Consider the following 18,643-nt stretch of genomic DNA (forward strand, 5'->3'; position numbering starts at 1 on the left):
AATCCGGGTACGACTACCGTCTCCACACCGAACCCGAGCCTTGTCGTTGCAGGTCAGGGCATAGGTGTCGACGGCCCCGAAGTGGGTATGAGTGAAAGAGCACACCATCCGTCCAGACACCGGCGGCTCTCATTGCGGACTGCACGTCCGGTGTCGAAAAGGGTGAACCGTGATCGCCGACGCTGTACCTCGTGGCCCACTCGGCCTTGCACCCATCGGCCACATGGTCGTCGTCGTACCCGCGCACAACGAGGCGGATCTGCTCGACGCCTGCCTGACGGCGTTGGCGCGGGCCTCGCGTCGCGTCGTCGAGGTGGCCTCGGTGACCGTCTCGACGATCCTCGTTCTCGATGCGTGCACGGACGAGTCCGCCCGCATTGCCGCACGTCACCCGGGTGTCTCGACGGTCGATGTAGCCCATCGCAATGTCGGAGCAGCTCGGGCGGCCGGATTCGCGAGCCTGCCCGCGAGCCACGGACTGGACGCGGCCACCTGGTTCGCCACCACCGACGCGGACACCCGAGTCGGCGAGCACTGGCTCGTCGACCACCTCCGGTACGCAACGGCAGGCGCGCGAGCGGTCGTCGGAACGGTGACCGTCGACTTCGAGGGCCCTGTCGACCAGATGGTGGCGCTGCGTTCGACGTACGACGCGCAGTACCGTCACGAACTCGGCCACCCGCACGTACACGGAGCCAATCTCGGAATCCGGGCGGCCGACTATGTGACCGTCGGTGGATTCGCGCCACTGGCGACCGGCGAGGATCACGACCTGGTCCGTCGGCTCGAGCTCGCCGGCATCGTATGTACTCGGGTGTGCGACGTCGCGGTCGCGACATCGGGCCGACTGCGCGGCCGAGCGCCCGACGGCATGGCCGGATTCCTACGTTCTCTGGAGCCTTCCGCATGATCGAGACGAGCCTGCGCGCATCGACCGACCGAACCGAGCGACACAGCGGGTTGCGCGCTGCATTCTTGGCATTCGAGGCCGACGGGCGTCTCGACCTGGCGCTGCCCGGCTCGGGGTACACCGATCTGCGGTGGCAATCGCTCGCTGCGCTCAGTCGGCTGCACACCGTGCTCGGCCGGTGGAGCGAGGCACATACCGATGCGATCGCGATCCTGCACGAACTCGACGGGCCGACGCCGCAGCGCGGGCAGATCTGGGGAGTATGGGCCGCGGAGCCGCCTGCCCCGATACTCGAAGCGGTACAGCAGAATTCGGGCTGGGTGCTCTCCGGAACCAAACCGTGGTGTTCCGGCGCGTCGCTGTGCACGCATGCCTTGGTGACTGCTCGGGTGGACGGTGGCCCGCGGTTGTTCGCGGTCGATCTGACGCACGGTGGAGTGACTCCGGTGCCGAACACCTGGCATGCGGTGGGAATGAGCGAGAGCGACTCCGGTCACGTTGCATTCGAAGAGGTCCCCGCCGTCGCCGTCGGCGGACCGACGGACTATCTGACCCGACCGGGCTTCTGGCACGGGGCAATCGGGGTATCGGCGGCCTGGTTCGGCAGCGCCTGTGCGGTTGCGGACACGCTGCACGCTGCAGTCCGAGACCGACCGGACCCGCATCGGCTGGCCCATCTCGGTGCCATCGCTGCCGCGCTCGGCGCAGCCTCGAGCGCACTCACCACCGCCGCTGCCGAGGTCGACGCCGACCCGTTCGATCGTTCCGGTCGCGCGCGAACGCGGGCACGCATCGTGCGCGCGGTCGTCGAGGACGCCGCGACGCAGTGCATCGACCGCGTCGGTCGCGCCCTCGGTGCCGGCCCCCTGTGCGGCGACGCCGAGCACGCCGGGCGCGTCGCCGATCTGACCGTCTACTTGCGCCAGAGCCACGCCGAGCGCGATCTCGAAGCTCTCGGTCGAGACATCGCCGAGGAGGACAACCCGTGGTAGAGAACGCCTTCGATACCGAAAACGACCCCGGCACAGCGGAGTCGGACTGGATGTCGGCGAACTGGTCGGTCCCCGGATTGCAGTGGAGCGAGGTCGTCACGATGATCGTCGTCGCCCCACACCCGGACGACGAGGTGCTCGGCATCGGGGGACTGCTGTCTTTGGCCGCAGCGGCAGGCGTCGATGTGCGGGTGGTCGCCGTGACCGACGGCGACGGCTCGCATCCCGGTTCCCCTACGGTGACAGCGGAAGATCTGCGCGCCCGCCGCCCCCTCGAATCCGCACGTGCTCTGGCCGCACTCGGAGTCGATCATTCCCCGACGCGTCTGCACTTCACCGACGGAGCCGTCGAGCAGCGCGAGGACGATCTGACCGCTGCCCTGAGCCCGTTGCTCGACGCCACCCCGGGTACCTGGTGTCTGACGCCGTGGCGCGGGGACGGACATCCCGATCACGAGGCGACCGCTCGGGCCACGATCGCCGCGGCGAACTCGGTGGGCGTACCGGTGCTGGAGTATCCGATCTGGATGTGGCACTGGGCAACTCCGGATCACCCGGCTGTTCCGTGGACACGATGCCGCCGCATCGATCTGCCTGCGCACACTCTCGACGCCAAGCGTGCCTCGATCGAGCAGTTCGACTCCCAGATCCGGCCGTTGTCCGATCATCCCGCGGACCGAGCCGTACTACCGCCGCACGTACTCGCCCGGTATCAGCGTCCTTTCGAGGTGGTGTTCGCATGAGCAGGGTCCTCGAATGAGCAGGGTCCGCGAATGAGTTTGGGAGCCGAGTACTTCCGCGGCGTCTACGAGTGCGAAGCCGACCCGTTCATGCTGAACAGCAAATGGTACGAGAGGCGCAAATACGCAGTGACCATGGCCTCACTGCCCAAGGCGCAGTATCGGCGCGCACTCGAGCCCGGTTGCTCCATCGGCGTTCTCACCGAGCAGATCGCCGCTCGGTGCGAGCACGTGGTGTCCACGGACGTGGTGCGCAGCGCACTCGATTCTGCTCGCAGTCGTATAGGCGACACTGCGGCAGTCGAATTCGCCTTGTGGTCGCTGTCGGACGACTGGTCTGCCCTTCCCGAGCCGGGGATGCTCTTCGATCTGATCGTCATCAGCGAGGTGGGCTACTACCTGGACACAGCTGACCTGACGTCGGCCATGACGCGTGCGGTCGAGCATCTCGAGGTAGGGGGCACGCTCGTGGCGGCACACTGGCGTCACGATGTGGACGACTATCCCCTCACGGGCGACCAGGTGCACGAGGTCATCGCCGCCACGAAGGGGTTGGCCTTGCTCAGTCGCTATCTCGACCAGGACGTCCGCATCGAGGTCTTCGTCGCCTCGGACGGTCCGGCGGTGTCGGTCGCGAGTTCCGACGGCCTCGATGTGCGGTGACGCAGCTCAGTCGCTGGATGCGGCCGCATCGGCCACCACTTGCGCGGCGAGGTCGGCGAGTTTGACGTTGGTGTCCTGAGACAGCTTGGCCAGCAGGGCGAACGCCGACTGCGAGTTGAGGTTGTACCGCTCCATCAGCATGCCCTTGGCCTGACCGATCACGTCTCGACTCGTCAATGCTGCACGGATCTGTTGCTCCTCGCGTGCGGTGGAGAATGCGATGGCGGCGTGGGCAGCGAACAGCGAGCCGATCGATTCCGCCTCGGCCGAGAACGCATGGGCGCGCGTGGAGTGCAGGTTCAGCGCGCCGAAGTTGACCCCCTCGACGTAGAGCTGGAAGCAGATCATGCTCTTGACCCCGAGAGCGGACGCGGCATCGGTGAACAGTGGCCAGCGTGTGTCGGTGTCCATGTCGTCGATCCTGATGGTCATCTGTTCGATCGCCGATTCCAGGCACGGGCCTTCGCCCAACTGCTCCTGGATCTTGTCGCAATGACCTGCCGTCTCGCCCACCAGCGCAGCACTGTGCACGAAGGTGCCCTGCAGCACGGTGGTGATGGACGCGAACTCGGCGGCCGGGACGTTGGCCACTGCCGATTCGGTGATCGTCAGCAGCACTCGATCCGGATCCGAGTGTTGGCGACGAAGCTTCTCCGCGACTTCCGCCAGACGACGGCTGAGCACGAAATCGGAGACCGAGGGACTCATGCCGGTCGACTCCACCGTCTGCTCGCTGATGATGATCACCTCGTCCTGGTGCTACCAGGGGGCGTACCCCCGGTCGGCGCAATGCCGACAACACAGAATACGCCCCCGTCCAGAAAGCTCAACGAACGTTAGCCGGGCATCAGAGTGTGCTGGGTGCAATCAGAGAATGGACGAAGCCGATCTTCTTCACCACCGTCGGCGGCAGTACGAACGGGTAGAGATCCTGGTGACCCATCGACCGGTTGATCTGGTTCAGCGCCCACGACAGCGGTAGCCACCACTCGACGATCTGCTCGAAGCCGACGTCGCCCGGCAGCGGGCTTTCCAGCGTCGAACCGGCAGGTGCCATCCCGAAGGCGGCAGCCGTGTCCAAGGTGTCACGAATATGCAGGTAGTGCGCGAAGGTCTCGGCCCAGTCCTCGGCCGGATGCATCGTGGCGTAGGAGGAGACGTAATCGTCTTCCCAGCCGTCGGGTGCACCCTCGTTGTAGTGCCGATCGAGAGCGGCCTGGTAATCCGAATCCGGATCGCCGAACAGTTCCTCGAACGCCGCTCGATGCTCGCCGTTTCCTACCAGCACCATCTGGTAGTAATGGCCGATCTCGTGACGGAAGTGACCGACCAACGTGCGGTACGGCTCGGACATCGCCACGCGCAGCTGTTCGCGGTGCACATCATCACCCTCGGCCAGGTCGAGGGTGATCAGACCGTTGTCGTGGCCCGTCATCACCTGCTTGTCGGCACTCGAGAGCAGATCGAAGACCAGTCCCGTGGCACTGTCCTCGTTCCGGCCGACGATCGGCAGCCCCAGTTCGGTCAGTTCCAGGATGACGCGGCGCTTGTTGGTCTCGGCGTCGGCGTACGCGGCCATGGCGTCCACATCCTCGTCGGCCGGCCGGGTTCTCGTCAGCCGGCAAGACAGGCAGAGCTCGTCGGAGTCGGCGGTATCGACCAGCCAGTTGCAGCGCGCGGTGTTGAGGTTGGCGCACATCTTCCAGGTGGCACCGTCGACCTCGGCTTCGGCGATTCCGTCGTCGGCATTGTCGGGAAGCACCAGCAGGGCTCTGCTCGGCAGATGGAAGCCGAGTGCGCTCGAGCAGCTCAGACACAGCGAGTTCTCGAACGAGAGCTTCTGTCCGCATTTGCGGCAGATGAAATCACGCATGGATTTTCCTTCATTGCAGGGGCGAGTCGGGCCCGTATTCCCGTTTGGGTACGAACTAATGCCATTTCTCGACGATGTCGCACTCATCTTTCGCGCTGCGGCGGGTTCGGCAGCGTCATAACGTTACTCTGCGCGCTCCCACCTGCGTGGAAGCAAACCGTCGTCGGCCGTGTTGGTGCAGACTGCTTCACAACACTTCGTGGAAGGACCGGGCCGCAGATGGCAGATCAGATCACGCCGACGAATCGGCCGATGGCACGTTTCGTCGAACGGATCTCGCAGGCTCGCGGCGAGAAGAACAGCGAGACACTCGCGGCGGGCTTCCTACTCGCGGCCACACTCATTGCCCTGATCTGGGCGAATTCACCCCTCGGCGATACATACCACTCCTTCTGGCACACCGAACTGTCGATCACCGTCGGCGAGCAGGGCATCTCCCTCGATCTCGCGCACTGGGTCAACGACGGGCTGATGGCACTGTTCTTCTTCGTCGTCGGCCTCGAGGTCAAACGCGAGTTCGCGATGGGTGAGCTCACCGACCGCTCACGTGCCGCGATCCCCATCGTCGCTGCCCTCGCCGGGCTCGCCGCACCCGCACTGCTGTTCTTCGCCTTCAATCCCTCCGGCCCGGCCGCCCAGGCGTGGGGAGTGGTCATTTCCACCGACACCGCGTTCCTGCTCGGTGCCCTCGCGGTGCTCGGGCCGAAGAAGGCCGCGCGGTTGCGCATCTTCCTGCTCACCCTCGCCGTTGCGGACGATGTGGGCGCGCTTGCGGTCATCGCGTTCTTCTATACCGACGACCTGAACCTGCTGCCGTTGGCACTGGCATTCGTCGGCCTCGGCCTGATCTTTCTGATGCGTCGGCTCGAGGTGTGGCGCGGCGTCGGGTACTTCGTCGTAGCCCTGTTCACCTGGGTCGCGATGTACGAATCGGGAGTTCACCCCACCCTGGCCGGGGTGATGATCGCGCTGATCCTTCCGGTCTACCCGCCCCGCCGCTCCGAGGTGGAACACGCGTCGGATCTGACCCGGGCGTTCCGGCAATCACCGAATCCCGAATACGCGCGCGCGGCGAGACTCGGCCTCGATCGTGCGGTCTCGGTCAACGAGCGACTGATGCGTCTGTACCAGCCGTACACGGCGTTCATCATCGTGCCGATCTTCGCGCTCGCCAACGCTGGAGTGGTGCTGAGCGCAGACACACTGAAAGCCGCATCGACGTCCACGCTCACCTGGGGCATCATCGCCGGGCTCGTCCTCGGCAAGCTCGTCGGAATCACCGGTGCGTCAGCGATTTTCGCGAAAGTCAAACCCTCTTCTCTCGCTCCCGGCCTGACACTCTCGCACATCGCAGGCGGTGCAGCGCTGTCCGGAATCGGGTTCACGATCTCGCTGTTCATCATCGATCTCGCCCTCGACGATCCACTGCTGGCCGACGAGGCACGCGTCGGCGTGCTCGCGGCGTCGGTGATCGCCGCACTGCTCGGCTGGATCCTGTTCCGCATCGACGCCACGATTCACCCTCCGAAAGCCGAAGCATCACTACGCATTCTGCGTCCGGTCGACGCCAAGCGCGATCACATCCGTGGACCGGTCGACGCACCACTGACCATCGTGGAGTACGCCGACTTCGAATGCCCCTTCTGCAGCAAGGCGACCGGCAGCGTCGCCGAGGTTCGCAAACATTTCGGCGATGACCTTCGCTACGTCTACCGCCACCTGCCGCTCGACGATTATCACCCGCATGCCCGCTACGCCGCATACGCCAGCGAGGCCGCCGCAGCGCAGGGCAAATTCTGGGAGATGGCCGACGTGTTGTTCCGAAACAGCGACAACCTCGAACCCGAGGACATCGACGGTTACGCACGTGAACTCGGACTCGACATCGACAAGTTCGACGAGGACATCCGCACCGGCGATCATGTCGTGCGCGTTGAGGACGACGAACTCGATGCCTCGTCCTCCGACGTCGGCGGGACACCGACGTTCTATCTGGGACGAGGTGACAAGAACCTCGTCCGACACGTCGGACCGTACGATGCGGCCACTCTGATCCGGGCGCTCGAGAACAGCTAGCTACCCGTCCGTCCGATTTCCCTCCGCATCCCAGTGCTCGGCGACTTTCTTCGACGGCTGCACTCGCGGCGGTTCTCCGGGCATCTTGGGATAGTCGGGCGGAAAATTCAGCTCCCCACCCGGCAACGTCTCCCACAGGTGCAGAAGGGGTTCGAGCGAGTAAGCCCGAGAATCCATATCGGCCCACGGGTCCCCGTCGGACAGGTAGTCCGGCACCGTGACGAGGTTGTACTCGCGCGGGTCGGTGACATCGGCCAACCGCGACCACGTCATCGGCGTACTCACCGTGGCTCCGGGCCGAGCCCGCAGACTCCACGCACTGGCGATCGTACGATCCCGGTTGTTCTGGTTGTAGTCGATGAAGATGCGTTCTCCGCGTTCCTCTTTCCACCAATTGGTGGTCACCCCGTCGTCGCGACGTTCGAGTTCGCGGCCGAGACCGATGGCCGCATGACGGACCTGCTCGAAGGTGTATTGCGGCTCGATGCGCACATAGATATGAATGCCCCGATTGCCACTGGTCTTCGGGTAGCCGCGTAAGCCCAACTCTTCCAACAGCTCTCGGGTCACATCGGCTACTCGCAGAGCGTCGGTGAACGTGGTACCCGGCTGCGGGTCGAGATCGAGACGCAGCTCGTCCGGATGGTCCACCTCCGGTCGCCGGACCGGCCACGGATGGAAGGTCAAGGTACCCATCTGAGCTGCCCACACCAACGCCGCCGGCTCCGACGGGCAGAGCTCCTCGGCGGTGCGCTTACTGGGGAAGGCGATCTTCACCGTCTCGATCCACTCGGGCGCGCCCTTGGGCAACCGCTTCTGATAGAAGCCGTCGCCGTCCTTGTCCTGGGGCCCGAGAGCCAGACGCATGCCCTCGCGATAGCCGTCGGGCCACCGTTCCATAGCAGTGGGTCGATCGCCGATTGCCCGCATCAACGGCTCACCGACGGCACCGAAGTACTGGCACACCTGCAACTTGGTGATCTCGGGGGTGCGCTCGGTGGCCTCGAAGATCACCCGATCGGGACTCGAGACTCGCACCTCGCGTGCACCGGCATCGACGAATGCCGGTGGTGTCTTCGCGGCCATCTCTATCGCCCTCCGGCAATCACATCGGCCACGTCGTAGCGCACCGGAACCTCGAGTTGGTCGTAGGCACACGAGCGCGGTTCACGATCGGGTCGCCACCGCAGAAACCGGGCCACATGCCGCAACCGAGCGCCTTCCATCTGGTCGTACGCCACCTCCACGACCCGCTCGATGCGCACCGGAATCCAATTGCGATCGTTCGAGGAGTTCCAGCGTGTCGCCTCGCCGTCGTAGGTGACGTCCGCTCCGAGCCGGAGGGGTTCGAGTTCTTCGAGCAGTTCGAGCCGCCGCTTGTCGGTGAACGCCGACGCGCCGCCGATCATCCGCAAGTCGTCACCGTCGTAGAGCCCGAGCAGCAGCGATCCGATACCGTTGCCGGACTTGTGAATTCGATAACCGATCAGCACACAGTCGGCGGTGCGGGCGTGCTTGATCTTGATCATCTCCCGCTTGTTGGGCAGATAGAGCCCGTCGAGCTTCTTGGCCACCACCCCGTCGAGCCCGGCACCTTCGAACCGCTCGAACCAGTCCTGCGCCACCTCGGCATCATCGGTGGCCGAGGTGACGAAGCAACTCGGCCCGCCCGTGCCGACCGCCTCGAGCAACCTCGCTCGCCGAATCGAAAACGGCTCGTTCGTCAGATCCTCGTCACCGATTGCCAACAGATCGAATCCGATGAACTGAGCGGGAGTCTGCTCCGCGAGCATCCTCACCCGACTCGCCGCGGGGTGAATTCGCTCCGACAGCGACTCCCAGTCCAGCCGAGTGGAACCGTTCTTCTCTCGGGGCACCACTATTTCGCCGTCGACGACGATCTTGTCCGGCAACTCCGCCTTGACGGCCTCGACCAGCTCCGGAAAGTAGCGCGCCAGGTCCTTGCCCCCGCGCGAACCCAACACCACCTCGTCTCCGTCCCGGAAGACAACGGCGCGGAACCCGTCCCATTTCGGCTCGTAGGACCACGCAGGCGGGCCGTCTCCGGGTTGCGCGGGCACCACTTTGGCCGCTTTGGCGAGCATCGGCGCGACCGGGACAGCAAGGGGAAGATCCACGCAGATCATCCTGCCTCATGCGGCCGACAACCGAGTCCGATATTTTCTACACACACGGTCGACCGAATCTACGAGGGCAGGACTCACCATGGCGTCACCTACTCGTTCGATCCGCGCACTCGTCGTCGCACTGGCGGCGTGCACGGCTCTGATCCTCGGCGGGTGTGCCTCGGAGGTGTCCGGTACCGCCGTCGCCATCTCCGGTGCCTCCATAGCCCCCACCACGACGAACGCGCCCCGAACCACCGACAGCGCCCCCACCGGCACCGTCGACGGCGGCGGCAGCGTGGACATCGACGTGGAGATCGGCGAGTGCGTGAACCTCGGCGGCACCGTCGACGAGGCCGACATCGCCACTGCGAACTGTGGATCTCCCCAGTCCAACTACGTTGTCTTCGCCAAGACACCGACCTCGGCCGAGTGCCCCGATGATGCCGATCAGTACTACTACGAGACCTACTTCGACATCGAGCAGGGAGCACTGTGCCTCGATATCGACTGGGTGGTCGGCGGCTGCATGGACCTCGCCGGTGAATTCGCCCAACGGGTGGACTGCACCACCCCCGGAGACGACACCCGCCGCGTCGTGACCATCCTGGAAGGTTCGTCCTCGGTCGACGACTGCCCCGACCCGGCGCAATACGGATTCGAGAAGGAGTCCCGCAACTTCGTGGTCTGCGTCGAGAAGTTGTGACCACCGAGAGCATCGCGCTCTCCAGTGCACGGGGCCGCTGGATCGTCGCAGCCACCGTCCTCGGTTCGGCTCTGGCGATGCTCGACGCCACCGTGGTCAATATCGCGCTGCCTGCGATCGGCCGCGACCTCGGATCCGGCGTCACCGGTCTGCAATGGACTCTCAGCGGCTACACCCTGACGCTGGCCTCGTTGATTCTGTTGGGCGGCTCTCTCGGTGACCGGCTCGGACGCCGACGTGTGTTCGTTTGGGGCACCGTATGGTTCGCGACCGCCTCGGTGCTCTGCGGACTCGCTCCCGACATCGAAGTGTTGATCGCGGCGCGGCTGCTGCAAGGCGTCGGCGCAGCCCTACTGACACCCGGCTCGCTTGCGTTGATCTCGGCGTCCATCCGGACCGAGGATCGAGGAGCGGCGATCGGAATGTGGTCGGGATTGGGCGGCGTCGCGGCGGCGATCGGGCCGTTGCTCGGCGGCTGGCTGGTCGACGCCGTCGGCTGGCGCGCGGTGTTCCTGATCAACGTTCCACTCGCCATCGCGGTCGTGTGGGTGGCTGCGAAACATGTTCCCGAAAGCCGAGACCCACATCCGACGGGTCGGCTCGACGCACCGGGGGCGGTGGCGGTTGCGGTGGCACTGGGTTTGCTCACATACGGCCTCATCGAGTCGCACGTCCTGTCGCTGGCTCTCGGTGTCGTCGCGGTCGCAGCGTTCGTGCTGATCGAACGCCGTACACGCGATCCGCTGATACCGCCCTCCCTGTTCGCGTCGCGGGTGTTCCTTGCGGCCAATCTGGTGACCTTCGCCGTGTACGCGGCACTGGGCGGCGTGTTCTTCCTCCTGGTACTGCAGTTGCAGTTCGCGGTCGGGTTCTCTCCGGTCGCGGCGGGGCTGGCCACCATCCCCATCACCGTGCTGATGCTCGTATTGTCCGCCCGCGCAGGACGGCTCGCGGCACGCATCGGCCCGCGCATCCCGATGACCGTGGGGCCACTGCTGTCTGCGACGGGATTGCTGCTGATGCTGCGCATCGGGCCGGGATCGGCCTATGCGACCGATGTGCTTCCCGCCGTCGTCGTGTTCGGCCTCGGCCTGTCCGCACTGGTGGCCCCGTTGACCGGGGCCGTCCTGAGCGCGGCACCCGATGACCGCGCCGGGATCGCCTCCGGCGTCAACAATGCGGTGGCCCGCACCAGTCAGTTGCTTGCCGTTGCTGCGCTGCCCGCACTGGCGGGCATCGCCGGATCCGACTACTCGTCCCCGCAGGTGTTCTCCGCCGGATTCCATTCCGCGATGCTGATGTGCGCCGGTCTGTTGGTGATCGGCGCTCTGATTGCCGCGGTGCTGATCCGCGGGAACGCCAGCGACGCGTCGAACTGCCCACCGCACTGTGATCTCGGCTCACCGCCGATCGGTCGGGGCAACCTCGACTGATCGCTCACAGCTCCTCTCGACGAGCACGTTTCACCTCGTAGAGATCGGCGTCGGCGCGGGCGAGAATGTCCGAGACCGGCTCTTCCGGCGCGGTCGACTCCGCTGTCCCCACGCTGGCGTAGGGCAGGGACCTAGCCGTGATTCGGATGAATTCGTCCACCACCTCGCGCGGTTGCCCGGTCAGGAGGGCGGCGAATTCATCGCCGCCGAGGCGCGCAATCACCGCACCCGGCGGAGCGACCCTCGACCACGATCGCGCCAGGTCGATCAGCAAGTCATCACCCGCCCGGTGTCCGCCCGAATCGTTGACGGACTTGAAATCGTCGACGTCGACGATCACGACGACCACCGGGAACCCGGTTGCTCCGCTTCCAGTCGCCTCGGCTGTCGCCACCTCCCAGCCTGCCCGGTTGAACACGCCCGTCAGCGGATCGGTGCACGACGCGACGACCAGCGACTTGGTCACGACTCCGAACGCCTCGCCCGCAGCAACGATCGCTACGCCGAACACCAGATACGAGATCGGATACATCACGGAGGGCGAGACAGCCACCGCCGCGAGGACAACCGCTGCGAGAACGCCGACGAGTGCTCTGCCGACCACGTCCGAGTGGAACGCTCGGATGTACATCGCCAGAAACATCGCCGCCACCAAGCATTGGCTCTGCGACACCGGAAGTCGGTGAAAGACCATCACCGCAGGTGTCGCGACCATGGCTGCGGCCAGCGCACACCGATGCGCAATCGGCGCACCTGGGCGAAGCCACAACATCGCCAACCCGGCCGTCCCCAGGCACACGGCCACGACCCCACCGGTGATATCGGAGACCACGTGGTCGAATTGGTACAGCAGATTCAGGATCACATCGGCCGCGTACAAACCCGTCGTGGACAGCAAGAAGTACGACAACAGTCGCGTCCGAAGGCCCGCTGTCGTGTGCATCGAACCCGGATGCAGAACGTGATCGAACGAACGCATGGCCATTACGATGCCAGTGCACGATGACGTTGTCTCAGTCGGCCGGGTGAACCGGGCGCGCGGCGGCCACCTCCGGTGCTGCAGTGTTCACCGCTCCGAATTCCGGGCTCGCCGGCGATAATGCCGCGTGGCAACGAGTCACGCGCCGCACATCATCGCACGATCAGCACCGAGCAGTCGGCGTGGTGCACCAGATTCTGACTGACCGATCCCAGAACGGTACCGAGCAGAGCACCTCGACCGCGACATCCCACCACGATCATCGAGGCCGACGCCGACATCGCACGGAGTCCTCTCGTCGGGCTCGACTGCGCGCTCACGGTGCTCAGCGCAACATCCGGGTACTTCTCGTGCATGGTCTCCACATGTGTTTCGAGCCAGTGCTTCTCGTGCGCGCGAATGCTCACCCAGTCGACCTCTTCGAATCCTGTTCCCAGACCTGCCTGTGCGGCGAATCCCCAGTAGTTCACCGCGACCACCGGCGCGCCGAGGGTCTGGGCGATCTCGAGCGCCACACCGAGCGCCCGATCCGACTGCTCACTTCCATCGACCCCCACCACTATCGGACGAGCGGGGTCGGAACTGTCGAGCGCGTTGCGCATGAGCAGAACCGGGCACTGTGCATGCGAGACCACTCGGAGCGAGTTACTGCCGAGGGTCAGGTCGCGCAGAATGCTCGACTTCCTCGATCCGAGGACGACCAACTCCGCGCCGGCCTTCGACACGTACGAGGCGATGGTCCCATCGGCGGTGACGGTATCGACCGATACCTCGGGTGCTGCGTCGTGAATCGCTGCAGCAGCACGGGCGAGGTGCCCGCGTCCGATCGCCCGCAGGTCTCTTTCCAGCGCACCGCCGTCGACGAACGCTGCCGATCCGTACCAATCCCCCGCCGGGACCGCATGAACCAGGCGCACGGGTGCGTGCACCTTCGCCGCATAGAACGCCGCCCACTGCGCGGCGGCATCGGCCTCTCTCGATCCGTCTATGCCCACCAGGACGGGAAGCATGCGGTCGGTGGAATTACTCATGATTCTTCCTTCTCTCGTAGTCGACCGTCGTTGCGGCCGAATCGCATCGAACGTAGATCTGCAACCGCACCCACATTCGGAGTCAGCTCCAGCCCGAGGCAGGCCGCCGGGAGTTCAGCGAAACAGTGCGGATACCGCTTCGAGCTCGGCATCGGATCTACGACCACTCGGGTCCAGTTCGACGTAGAAGCTCTCGTAGCCACGCGGATCGGCACCGCGGTCGCCGGTACTGCGCCGCTCGAACACTCGTGCACCGGGCCATCGATCGAGCACGGCCGTTGCGAGAACACGCCCGTCCGGCGAGACTCCACCGATCGGCCCGTACTCCGCGATCATCACTGCGCGGACCACGCCACCGATCGCTGCAGTGGTCACCGGAAACACTCTCGGTCCCGCGCTGGTCGGGATGTCGACCGTGATGGATTCGGACCCCAGCACCACCGCGTCCGGCACCTCTGCTGCCTCGTCGTTCGGCATCGGATAGGTGCGACGGTCAGGGCAGGTCAGTTCGACGCCCGAGATCGATGTCGGGGACACTTCGATCAGTCGGTGCATCGGTGGTTCCTTCGAATGCGGCCGCGGTAGGGCCTGTTCGAGCACATCCCCTCGCTCGTCGAGGACCACACGCGCGATACCGTGCACGACGACAGTGGATACTGTTGCGCGATCCGGATTCTCGGCGTCGAACTCCAGCACGACCGACGAGCCGAGTGTGCTGCGCCCCAACTGCGACCGCCCCTCGGCGTAGAAGTACACCCGACTCCCGATCCAGATGCAGGGCAGAACGTCGACGGTGGGGCCGAAGTGATCGTGGCCGATCAGCCGAGCCCGTGTCGCGTTGCGCGCAATTCGGTTCGCGGTGCTCGCGTCGAGTATGCGTCGACTCTCTTCTCTGTGACGCACGCGATTCGGCACCGTCCGATTGGTCATCGGTCCCTGCAGATCATCACGGGGCAGTGCGCGTGCCGGGTCAGGTTGTTGCTCGTCGATCCGAACAGGGCACTGGCGACAACGCCTCGACCATGACTGCCGACCACCACCATGCCGGCCCGCTTGGACTGCTCTATCAGCAGGCGCGCCGGGTTTGTCTGCTGTACAACATGTTCCACGATGACGTCCGGATACTTCTCGCTCCACCCGGCAAGGCTCTCGGACACCAGCAGCTGCTGTTCGCGCTCGATCTCGGCCTCATCGGGCGATCCGGGCAGGGACAGGGCCGCACCCTGCGACAACGAGCGCCAGGCGTGTGCGGCGATCAGCGGAACCTCGAACCGCGAGGCCAGATCGAAAGCTTGCTCGACCGCTGCTTCACTCGTCGCACTTCCGTCGATGCCGACCAGAATCGGTGCGTCGACGGCATCGATGCCCTCACGCCATACGATCACCGGGCACCACGCTGTGGTCGACGTCCGCCGGGCTGTGCTCCCGAACAACGCCGACACGATCGGCCCCGAACCAGAGTTGCCGACGACGAGCATGCGTGCGGTGCGCGAGAGCTCGACCATCATCGAGCATGCCGACATCTCTTCCACGGAGGTGGTCACGGCGCTGTTCGGATGCCGGGCCAGCACCGAGGTGGCGACATCGGTGACGATGCGTTCTGCCGCGCGACGCTGCTCTTCCCAGACGTCGAGGGGAACGACCGACGCGGACTCGTCCATGTAGAACGCTGGATGCTGTACCGCCCCGGCGATGTGCAGCGGGGCCTTCAACCGCTCGGCCAGGGTGGCCGCCCACAGTGCAGCGCTGATGCTGCTCGGCGAACCATCGACGCCCACAACGATTTTCTGATGATGTGCCAGAACCATGGCCATCTCCTGTCCTCGGTCCGGGCGGACCACACGGCCGGCCCGTCGACGGTCATCCGTTCTCGGATGCTCGATTCCCATTGGACAACTCGACAGTGGCCGCGCCACAGAGCATTTGGTCCCCAGTTTCAGGTACGTGATACCCGGTCACAGCGGAGTGGTTCTGCGCGACCCCCGCGCCGTGCTGCGGGAGGCCACCGACAACACCGACGACACCGCTCGTCTCGGGGTCGGGGCGAGAGGCGAGCCGGTCATCGGCGCACCGATCCGAATCAGCACCTGCGGCACACCCCGGCCGGGGGCCAAGGACTCGACCAGGCGGCGACTTCCCGACTGCTCGGTCATATGCGTGAGAGGGCAGGTCGCCAGGCCATCGGCCGTTGCGGCCAGCAGGAAGGCGGACATGGCCCGCCCGCACTGCAACCAGTCCAGCCGTTCATCGGACGCAGTACCGAGAATCACCACCGTGGACTCGTCGTTCACCGGCTCTCGTGTCTGCGTCCCGCCGATGCGATGCGGCTCGGGAAATTCACGGCCCACCTGCACCCTGGATGCCTCCGCGCGATCGGTGAGGGCCTCGGGCGGAATTCCTCCGGATCGGAACGAGTGTCCGGCCCACCACCTGATCTCGGCCTGATACGTCGCGTCGTACTTTCGCACGCTCGCACTCAGCCTCGATGCGGTGGCCAATGTCTGCTTGGATTCGGCCGACAGGAACGTCGCTCGGACCTGGTCGGTTCCGTCCCCTCGCCCGAGGTAGCGCGCCGGAATGCGGTTGTCCGGTACCGGACCGAATGCCCGACGATCCGAATGGCGGCGATTGATTGCCGACAACAGATCGAACTCGTGCGATCGGGGGTGCGCGTCATGGGTCAATCGAATGCGCGCGAGGTGGTCCGGCGCACCGGCCGTCGGCATCGGCTCGACATCTGCCGTCCACCGAAAGGCCGCGGCCGCGGTGCACAGATGATCGAGCGCAGCGCCACAGCTGAGCACCATCTGCCGCTCGGTCGGGTCTATCGCCCCGAGCAGTCGGGACCGATCGGTGAACAGATCGAGTCCGTGTTCGGAGTGCACCCACCTCCACGGCTGACTGTTGTGCACCGACGGAGCGCGACACGCGAGCTCGACCAACATCTCCACCACGGCAGAATCCGGATTGTCGTTCATCTTCTCTCCTCGTTCGTCCCACCGCGAGGCGATGGCTGCCCACCACTGTCGACCCGCGAGGACCGTGCACGACAGGGCCATTGGTCACAGCGTGGAGGGAACTTCCGCCGACACAGGACCGTGCGCGAGAACGTCCGAGACCCGTTCCGTTGATCCGTCGGCCCATGCCGTCCGCGGATGACTGTCCACGGGTTTAGGGTTGACGGTGAATGCGACCTCAGGAGCGGAACCTCCGGGACGCTACCGAGGATCCATGTTGGCCGACCGTTCAGGAGTGTCATGACGACCCCGCAGAATCCCCGAGAAGACATCGACGTCAAACCTCGCAGTCGCGACGTCACCGACGGACTGGAGAAGACCGCCGCTCGCGGCATGCTCCGGGCCGTCGGAATGGGCGACGAAGACTGGGGCAAATCCCAGATCGGTGTGGCGTCCTCGTGGAACGAGATCACCCCGTGCAACCTCTCGCTCGAACGTCTGGCCAAAGCCGTCAAGAAGGGCGTGCATGCCGCCGGTGGCTACCCGCTCGAATTCGGCACCATCTCGGTGTCCGACGGCATCTCGATGGGCCACGAGGGCATGCACTTCTCGTTGGTCTCCCGTGAGGTGATCGCCGACAGCGTCGAAACCGTCGTCAGCGCAGAACGTCTCGACGGTTCCGTCCTGCTCGCCGGTTGCGACAAGTCCTTGCCCGGGATGCTCATGGCCGCGGCGCGTCTGGATCTGGCGAGCGTCTTCCTCTATGCCGGCTCCACCTTGCCCGGGTTCGCGACCCTGTCCGACGGCAGCGAGCACCAGGTGACGATCATCGACGCCTTCGAAGCCGTCGGGGCCTGCTCGCGTGGACTGATGTCGCGAGCCGATGTCGACACCATCGAACGCGCCATCTGCCCCGGAGAAGGTGCCTGCGGCGGAATGTACACCGCCAACACGATGGCCAGCGCAGCCGAAGCGATGGGAATGTCCCTGCCCGGTAGCGCTTCCCCGCCTGCGCCCGATCGCCGACGCGACGGATTCGCACATGCCAGCGGTGAGGCCGTCGTCGATCTGTTGCGACGCGGCATCCGTACCAGTGACATCCTCACCAAGGAAGCCTTCGAGAACGCCATCGCCGTCGTCATGGCCTTCGGCGGTTCCACCAACGCCGTGCTGCATCTGTTGGCCATCGCCCACGAAGCCCAGGTGGACCTGACGCTCGCCGATTTCACCCGCGTCGGCGCGAAAGTTCCCCACCTGGCCGACGTCAAGCCGTTCGGTAAGCACGTCATGACCGACGTCGACGCCATCGGCGGCGTGCCCGTCGTCATGAAGGCTCTGCTCGACGCCGGCCTGATGCACGGAGACTGCATGACGGTCACCGGAAAGACCGTGGCGCAGAACCTCGCTCACATCGCACCGCCGGATCCCGACGGCAAGGTACTGCGCGCACTCGACACGCCGATCCACCCCACCGGTGGCATCACCATCCTCGAGGGCACGCTCGCCCCCGGCGGAGCCGTCGTCAAGTCGGCGGGCTTCGACTCCGACGTCTTCGTCGGCACCGCGCGAGTCTTCGAGCGCGAACGCGCCGCCATGGACGCACTCGAAAACGGCACCATCGCCGCAGGTGACGTCGTGGTCATCCGATACGAAGGGCCCAAGGGCGGACCCGGCATGCGCGAGATGCTCGCCATCACCGGAGCCATCAAGGGCGCAGGACTCGGCAAAGATGTCCTGCTGCTGACCGACGGGCGATTCTCCGGCGGAACCACCGGCCTGTGCGTCGGACACGTTGCCCCCGAGGCCGTCGACGGCGGTCCTATCGCTTTCGTACGCGATGGGGATCAGATCCGTCTCGACGTCGGCCAGGGCACGCTCGACCTGTTGGTCGATGCAGCCGAGTTGGATTCCCGCACGAAGGACTGGGCCCCGCTGCCTCCGCGCTACACCCGCGGGGTGCTGGCCAAGTACTCCAAGCTGGTGGGATCGGCGTCCAATGGTGCCGTGCTGATCTAACTGTTCTTCTCGGGGACGTTGTGGACGGTCAGTCGCTCGATGGGTGACTTGCCGCCGATGCCTGTGTGGGGTCGGTGGTGATTGTAGTGATGGATCCAGTCTTGGTAGGTCGCCGCTCTGGCTTCGTCGGAGAGATAGGTG

Annotated in this window: 18 protein-coding genes; 8 read left to right on the top strand and 10 right to left on the bottom strand. The window is 65.4% G+C overall.

Features of this window, described 5'->3' with window-relative positions; translation table 11 throughout:
• Positions 1–169: 169 nt before the first annotated feature.
• Genes ACOQFP_RS16585 through ACOQFP_RS16600 form a run of 4 tightly spaced genes read left to right on the top strand, consistent with a single transcriptional unit; the run spans position 170 to position 3,305 of the window.
• On the top strand, positions 170–910 hold the full coding sequence (locus tag ACOQFP_RS16585) for a glycosyltransferase (RefSeq protein WP_421584927.1): 741 nt from the start codon (positions 170–172) through the stop codon (positions 908–910).
• Positions 907–1,902 carry an acyl-CoA dehydrogenase family protein gene (locus ACOQFP_RS16590; RefSeq protein WP_421584928.1) on the top strand — a complete coding sequence of 332 codons (996 nt, stop codon included), beginning with the start codon at positions 907–909 and terminating at the stop codon, positions 1,900–1,902. Before ACOQFP_RS16585 ends, ACOQFP_RS16590 begins: the two co-directional genes overlap by 4 nt.
• Positions 1,896–2,645 (top strand): PIG-L deacetylase family protein, encoded by a 750-nt coding sequence (locus ACOQFP_RS16595; RefSeq protein WP_421584929.1) that lies wholly within the window; start codon positions 1,896–1,898, stop codon positions 2,643–2,645. Before ACOQFP_RS16590 ends, ACOQFP_RS16595 begins: the two co-directional genes overlap by 7 nt.
• 30 nt (positions 2,646–2,675) lie before the next feature.
• Positions 2,676–3,305: an SAM-dependent methyltransferase gene (locus ACOQFP_RS16600; protein WP_421584930.1), complete on the top strand. Its 630-nt coding sequence runs from the start codon at positions 2,676–2,678 to the stop codon at positions 3,303–3,305.
• Positions 3,306–3,311: 6 nt separating this feature from the next.
• On the opposite strand, the gene ACOQFP_RS16605 is transcribed toward ACOQFP_RS16600, so the two are convergent.
• Both ACOQFP_RS16605 and ACOQFP_RS16610 read right to left on the bottom strand, forming a co-directional pair.
• A complete protein-coding gene (locus tag ACOQFP_RS16605) occupies positions 3,312–4,052 on the bottom strand; it encodes a GAF and ANTAR domain-containing protein (RefSeq protein WP_421584931.1) in 741 nt (246 codons plus the stop codon).
• A 100-nt stretch (positions 4,053–4,152) separates the two neighbouring features.
• Positions 4,153–5,178: a putative zinc-binding metallopeptidase gene (locus ACOQFP_RS16610; protein WP_341243841.1), complete on the bottom strand. Its 1,026-nt coding sequence runs from the start codon at positions 5,176–5,178 to the stop codon at positions 4,153–4,155.
• Positions 5,179–5,397: 219 nt separating this feature from the next.
• On the opposite strand from ACOQFP_RS16610, the gene nhaA reads away from it, so the two are divergent.
• A complete protein-coding gene (gene nhaA / locus ACOQFP_RS16615; RefSeq protein WP_421584932.1) occupies positions 5,398–7,254 on the top strand; it encodes a Na+/H+ antiporter NhaA in 1,857 nt (618 codons plus the stop codon).
• On the opposite strand, the gene ACOQFP_RS16620 is transcribed toward nhaA, so the two are convergent.
• Both ACOQFP_RS16620 and ACOQFP_RS16625 read right to left on the bottom strand, forming a co-directional pair.
• On the bottom strand, positions 7,255–8,340 hold the full coding sequence (locus tag ACOQFP_RS16620; protein ID WP_421584933.1) for a DNA polymerase domain-containing protein: 1,086 nt from the start codon (positions 8,338–8,340) through the stop codon (positions 7,255–7,257).
• 2 nt (positions 8,341–8,342) lie between these two features.
• Positions 8,343–9,392 (bottom strand): ATP-dependent DNA ligase, encoded by a 1,050-nt coding sequence (locus tag ACOQFP_RS16625; RefSeq protein WP_421584934.1) that lies wholly within the window; start codon positions 9,390–9,392, stop codon positions 8,343–8,345.
• Between the two features lie 88 nt (positions 9,393–9,480).
• On the opposite strand from ACOQFP_RS16625, the gene lppU reads away from it, so the two are divergent.
• Positions 9,481–10,086, top strand: coding sequence for an LppU family putative lipoprotein (lppU, locus tag ACOQFP_RS16630; protein WP_341243842.1), 606 nt, complete (start codon positions 9,481–9,483; stop codon positions 10,084–10,086).
• Positions 10,083–11,519, top strand: a complete 1,437-nt coding sequence (locus ACOQFP_RS16635; protein ID WP_421584935.1) for an MFS transporter — start codon at positions 10,083–10,085, stop codon at positions 11,517–11,519. The genes lppU and ACOQFP_RS16635 overlap by 4 nt, the downstream gene beginning before the upstream one ends.
• Before the next feature lie 4 nt (positions 11,520–11,523).
• On the opposite strand, the gene ACOQFP_RS16640 is transcribed toward ACOQFP_RS16635, so the two are convergent.
• The 5 genes from ACOQFP_RS16640 to ACOQFP_RS16660 form a co-directional block, all read right to left on the bottom strand.
• On the bottom strand, positions 11,524–12,498 hold the full coding sequence (locus ACOQFP_RS16640; RefSeq protein WP_421584936.1) for a GGDEF domain-containing protein: 975 nt from the start codon (positions 12,496–12,498) through the stop codon (positions 11,524–11,526).
• Between the two features lie 152 nt (positions 12,499–12,650).
• Positions 12,651–13,529 (bottom strand): universal stress protein, encoded by an 879-nt coding sequence (locus ACOQFP_RS16645; protein WP_421584937.1) that lies wholly within the window; start codon positions 13,527–13,529, stop codon positions 12,651–12,653.
• Positions 13,530–13,643: 114 nt separating this feature from the next.
• Positions 13,644–14,432 (bottom strand): hypothetical protein, encoded by a 789-nt coding sequence (locus ACOQFP_RS16650; protein ID WP_421584938.1) that lies wholly within the window; start codon positions 14,430–14,432, stop codon positions 13,644–13,646.
• Positions 14,433–14,455: 23 nt separating this feature from the next.
• A complete protein-coding gene (locus tag ACOQFP_RS16655) occupies positions 14,456–15,343 on the bottom strand; it encodes a universal stress protein (RefSeq protein ID WP_206487519.1) in 888 nt (295 codons plus the stop codon).
• Positions 15,344–15,484: 141 nt separating this feature from the next.
• The gene (locus tag ACOQFP_RS16660) at positions 15,485–16,588 is read right to left on the bottom strand and encodes an Acg family FMN-binding oxidoreductase (protein ID WP_421584939.1); all 1,104 of its coding nucleotides are present in this window, start codon (positions 16,586–16,588) and stop codon (positions 15,485–15,487) included.
• Between the two features lie 198 nt (positions 16,589–16,786).
• On the opposite strand from ACOQFP_RS16660, the gene ilvD reads away from it, so the two are divergent.
• Positions 16,787–18,502, top strand: a complete 1,716-nt coding sequence (gene ilvD, locus ACOQFP_RS16665) for a dihydroxy-acid dehydratase (protein ID WP_421584940.1) — start codon at positions 16,787–16,789, stop codon at positions 18,500–18,502.
• Here the strand turns inward: ilvD and ACOQFP_RS16670 are convergent.
• A partial coding sequence (locus tag ACOQFP_RS16670; protein ID WP_421583989.1) for an integrase core domain-containing protein occupies positions 18,499–18,643 on the bottom strand: 145 nt, incomplete at its 5' end. The two genes, ilvD and ACOQFP_RS16670, sit on opposite strands and share 4 nt — an antisense overlap.

Source organism: Rhodococcus sp. MALMAid1271 (assembly GCF_049195265.1).
In the GTDB taxonomy this organism is placed as follows: domain Bacteria; phylum Actinomycetota; class Actinomycetes; order Mycobacteriales; family Mycobacteriaceae; genus Rhodococcoides.

Coding starts and splice junctions, on each gene's coding strand:
- ACOQFP_RS16590 (WP_421584928.1), top strand. CDS start 907: ATGATCGAGACGAGCCTGCGCGCATCGACCGACCGAACCGAGCGACAC.
- ACOQFP_RS16600 (WP_421584930.1), top strand. CDS start 2,676: ATGAGTTTGGGAGCCGAGTACTTCCGCGGCGTCTACGAGTGCGAAGCC.
- ACOQFP_RS16610 (WP_341243841.1), bottom strand. CDS start 5,178: ATGCGTGATTTCATCTGCCGCAAATGCGGACAGAAGCTCTCGTTCGAG.
- nhaA (WP_421584932.1), top strand. CDS start 5,398: ATGGCAGATCAGATCACGCCGACGAATCGGCCGATGGCACGTTTCGTC.
- ACOQFP_RS16620 (WP_421584933.1), bottom strand. CDS start 8,340: ATGGCCGCGAAGACACCACCGGCATTCGTCGATGCCGGTGCACGCGAG.
- lppU (WP_341243842.1), top strand. CDS start 9,481: ATGGCGTCACCTACTCGTTCGATCCGCGCACTCGTCGTCGCACTGGCG.
- ACOQFP_RS16640 (WP_421584936.1), bottom strand. CDS start 12,498: ATGCGTTCGTTCGATCACGTTCTGCATCCGGGTTCGATGCACACGACA.
- ACOQFP_RS16645 (WP_421584937.1), bottom strand. CDS start 13,529: ATGAGTAATTCCACCGACCGCATGCTTCCCGTCCTGGTGGGCATAGAC.
- ACOQFP_RS16655 (WP_206487519.1), bottom strand. CDS start 15,343: ATGGCCATGGTTCTGGCACATCATCAGAAAATCGTTGTGGGCGTCGAT.
- ACOQFP_RS16660 (WP_421584939.1), bottom strand. CDS start 16,588: ATGGCCCTGTCGTGCACGGTCCTCGCGGGTCGACAGTGGTGGGCAGCC.
- ilvD (WP_421584940.1), top strand. CDS start 16,787: ATGACGACCCCGCAGAATCCCCGAGAAGACATCGACGTCAAACCTCGC.